4 protein-coding genes are annotated in these 3,536 nt (G+C 62.9%); 1 reads left to right on the forward strand and 3 read right to left on the reverse strand.

Going from position 1 to position 3,536, the window contains the following annotated elements; genetic code table 11:
* Positions 1 to 75: 75 nt before the first annotated feature.
* From catA to QMX97_RS31805, 3 genes are read right to left on the reverse strand one after another with little or no spacing between them, the layout of a single operon-like run.
* The gene (catA, locus tag QMX97_RS31795) at positions 76 to 1,005 is read right to left on the reverse strand and encodes a catechol 1,2-dioxygenase (RefSeq protein WP_065908436.1); all 930 of its coding nucleotides are present in this window, start codon (positions 1,003 to 1,005) and stop codon (positions 76 to 78) included.
* A gap of 41 nt (positions 1,006 to 1,046) precedes the next feature.
* Positions 1,047 to 1,337, reverse strand: a complete 291-nt coding sequence (gene catC / locus QMX97_RS31800; protein ID WP_201145871.1) for a muconolactone Delta-isomerase — start codon at positions 1,335 to 1,337, stop codon at positions 1,047 to 1,049.
* A gap of 12 nt (positions 1,338 to 1,349) precedes the next feature.
* Positions 1,350 to 2,477: a muconate cycloisomerase family protein gene (locus tag QMX97_RS31805; RefSeq protein WP_065908429.1), complete on the reverse strand. Its 1,128-nt coding sequence runs from the start codon at positions 2,475 to 2,477 to the stop codon at positions 1,350 to 1,352.
* A 114-nt stretch (positions 2,478 to 2,591) separates the two neighbouring features.
* Here QMX97_RS31805 and QMX97_RS31810 point away from each other — a divergent pair, with 114 nt between their 5' ends.
* Positions 2,592 to 3,467, forward strand: coding sequence for a LysR family transcriptional regulator (locus QMX97_RS31810; RefSeq protein WP_282398227.1), 876 nt, complete (start codon positions 2,592 to 2,594; stop codon positions 3,465 to 3,467).
* Positions 3,468 to 3,536 lie beyond the last annotated feature (69 nt).

Genomic DNA, 3,536 nt, shown 5'->3' on the forward strand with positions numbered 1-3,536 from the left:
GGCTTGCCTGCGATGGCGGTGTGTCATTCACCACCGCTATCGCAGGCAAGCCAGCTCCCACATTTTTTACCGCGTTCAGTCTTCGAGGGCGCGCACGCGCTGCATGCGTTTCTGCTCTACCGGTGCATCAGCCACCTGCAGCTCGAAGTCAAAATCAATCTGCGCAAACCGCCCTTCCACGCCAAATTCCCGGGCCAGTTGCGGATCGTCGCTGAAGCGAATTTCGGCGATCAATTCATCCCGCGTGGCGTAGGCAAAATCATCATGCAGGTACGGATCATCCGACAGGTTGATCTGCGTGGTCAGGTGCCGATGGCCCGGGGCCGAGATAAAGAAGTGGATGTGCGCCGGCCGCTGCCCGTGACGCCCCAGTTGATCAAGCAACTGCTGGGTCGGCCCGGTCGGCGGGCAGCCGTAGCCCGACGGCACGATGCTGCGAAACCGGTAGTTGCCCTGGGCGTCGGTCTCGATGCGCCGACGCAGGTTGAACGCCGATTGCGTCGGGTCAAACCACGAATAGGTGCCGCCGGTATTGGCCTGCCACACATCCACGATCGCCCCCGCCAACGGTTTGCCATCGGTGTCACGCACTTGCCCGCGCATGAACAGCGGCACCGCGGCGTCCGTGCCATCGTCCAGCCGCGCCTCGTACTTGGACAGCGGCGCACCCGCCACATACAGCGGGCCCTCGATGGTGCGCGGAGTGCCGCCTGATTTACCGGCTTGCTCGTCAGCGGCGTCCATCAGCAAGTCCAGGTAGTGCTCCAGGCCGAGCCCGGCGGCGAGCAGTCCCGCCTCCTGGTTCTTGCCCAGCTCATTCAGGTAGTTGACCGCCTTCCAGAACTCTTCCGGGGTCACTTCGAGGTCTTCGATGATGTTTACCGTATCGCGCAGGATCCGGTAGATCAGCGCCTTGGTGCGCGGGCTGCCGCCGTCATTGAGGTTGCCGCTGGCTTCCTCGAGGAACTGTTGGGCGTGGGCAGTCTGGGACAGTCGGATGGACATGGTGCAATCCTCATCTTGTAATTATTGGGTGCAGAACAGGCTCAGCGGTCGTCCTCATGGATCGACGAAGGGTGCCGGCACAGGGCATTCACTTCGATGGCCATGTAGGGGTAGAGCGGTAGTTGCATCAGCAGGTCGTGCAGCTCTTGCACGCTGTCGACATCGAACACGCTGTAGTTGGCGTAGTGCCCGGCGATGCGCCACAGGTGGCGCCATTTGCCTTGTTGTTGCAGGCGCTGCGCCAGGGCTTTTTCGTCGGCCTTGAGGCTGGCGGCCCGCTCGGGATTCATGTCGACGGGCAGGTTCACGGTCATTTTTACGTGGAACAGCATGGCAGGCGCCTCTTAGTGTTTGTCACGACGGAAGAACGCCAGGCGCTCTTCATCGATGGCCAGGCCCAGGCCCGGAGCGGTGGAGACATGCAACTGGAAATCGCGGTACACCGGCGGCTCGACCAGGATGTCTTCGGTGAGCAACAAGGGGCCGAACAGTTCGGTGTCCCACGCCAGCGTGTTCAAGGTCAGGAAGGCATGCGCCGAGGCCAGGGTGCCGATGCCGCCTTCGAGCATGGTGCCGCCGTAGAGGCCGATCCCCGCGGCCTCGGCAATCGCCGCCGTGCGCAACACCGCGCGGGGGCCGCCGTTCTTGGCGATCTTCAGCGCGAACACCGACGCCGCGCCTTCGCGGGCCAGGTTGAAGGCATCCTCCACACATTCGATGGATTCATCCGCCATGATCGGCGTCGGGCTGGACAGGTTGAGCCGGGCCATGCCGCTACGGTTGTTGCGCGAGATCGGCTGTTCGATCAGGTCGATACCGTGGTCGCCGAGCACCTTGCACGCGCGCAGGGCCACGGCTTCGTCCCAGGCCTGGTTGACGTCGACGCGCACACTGGCGCGCTCGCCCAACGCTTTCTTGATCGCGATGACATGGGCCAGGTCGCGCCCGACTTCACCGGCACCGATCTTCAACTTGAAGATGCGGTGGCGACGCAGGTCGAGCATCTTTTCGGCCTCGGCAATGTCCTGTTCGGTGTTGCCGCTGGCCAGGGTCCAGGCTACCGGCAAGGCATCACGCACGCGGCCCCCGAGCAGCTCGCTGACCGGCAGGTCCAGGCGCTTGCCCAGGGCGTCGAGCAAGGCGCTTTCGATACCTGACTTGGCAAAGGTGTTGCCGCGAATACTGCGCTCCAGGCGCAGCATCGCCGCGTTGATATTGCTCGCGTCCTGGCCGATCAGCAGCGGTGCGAAATGGCGGTCGATGTTGACCTTGATGCTGTCGGGGCTCTCGTTACCGTAGCTCAGGCCGCCAATGGTGGTGGCTTCACCGATACCCTCGATGCCGTCGGCGCAGCGCACGCGGATGATCACCAGGGTCTGGTTTTGCATGGTGTGCATCGCCAGCTTGTGCGGGCGGATGGTAGGAAGGTCGACGATGACGGTGTCGATCGACTCGATGGCGCAAATCGGCATGGCAATACCCGTTGGGTTCTTTATTGGTTTTGACCGATTCTGTACCCTATTTTTCGAGGCTTCCAATATAGAATGGGTCTCGCACAATACCCTCAAGGTATGAAAGGAGCCGTCATGGAACTGCGTCACCTGCGCTATTTCCAGGTGTTGGGGGAAACCCTCAACTTCACCCGCGCCGCCGAACGCCTGCACATCGCCCAGCCGCCGTTGAGCCGGCAGATCCAGCAACTGGAGGATGAGTTGGGCGTGGTCTTGCTTGAACGCGGCCGGCCCCTGCGGCTGACCGAAGCCGGGCGGTTTTTCTATGAGCACGCCAATGTGTTGCTCGAACAATTGGGCAAGGTCTGCGACAACACCCGGCGCATTGGCCAGGGTGAGAAGACCTGGCTGGGCATCGGCTTTGCCCCGTCGACGCTGTATGGCGTGCTGCCCGAACTGATCCGGCGCCTGCGCAACCATGACGCGCTGGAGCTGGAGTTGGGCTTGTCGGAGATGACCACCCTGCAGCAGGTCGAAGCGCTCAAGGCCGGGCGCATTGATGTGGGTTTCGGGCGTATCCGCATCGACGACCCGGCCATCGTCCAGCGCGTGCTGGTGGAGGACCGCCTGGTGGCCGTGCTGCCCGCCGGCCATCCTCTGCTCGAGGCGCCCGCCACCCTTGCCCAACTGGCCGCCGAGCCGTTCGTGCTGTACCCCGGCAACCCGCGCCCCAGCTATGCCGACCATGTGATTGCGTTGTTCGACGCGCACGGCTTGAGCCTCAAGGTGGCGCAGTGGACCAACGAATTGCAGACCGCCATCGGCCTGGTCGGCGCGGGCATGGGCGTGACGCTGGTACCGGCCTCGGTGCAGGTGCTGCACCGCGCGGACATCGGCTACACGCCGATTGTAGAAGCCACCGCGACGTCGCCGATCATCCTCAGCCGGCGGGTGAATGATCAGTCGCCGGGGCTGAGTCATTGTTTGCACTTGGTGGAAGAGTTGATCTGAAAAATTCCATACATTGAAAATCCAGGGTGGGAGCTGGCTTGCCTGCGATGGCGGTGGTGAATGTTGCAC

The sequence above is a fragment of the Pseudomonas sp. PS01298 genome, from assembly GCF_029959745.1.
Taxonomy (GTDB): Bacteria; Pseudomonadota; Gammaproteobacteria; order Pseudomonadales; family Pseudomonadaceae; genus Aquipseudomonas; species Aquipseudomonas aylmerensis.

What these genes read in the sequence shown, in the direction of transcription:
- catA (WP_065908436.1), bottom strand. Translation starts at nt 1,005, where the DNA reads ATGTCCATCCGACTGTCCCAGACTGCCCACGCCCAACAGTTCCTCGAG.
- catC (WP_201145871.1), bottom strand. Translation starts at nt 1,337, where the DNA reads ATGCTGTTCCACGTAAAAATGACCGTGAACCTGCCCGTCGACATGAAT.
- QMX97_RS31805 (WP_065908429.1), bottom strand. Translation starts at nt 2,477, where the DNA reads ATGCCGATTTGCGCCATCGAGTCGATCGACACCGTCATCGTCGACCTT.
- QMX97_RS31810 (WP_282398227.1), top strand. Translation starts at nt 2,592, where the DNA reads ATGGAACTGCGTCACCTGCGCTATTTCCAGGTGTTGGGGGAAACCCTC.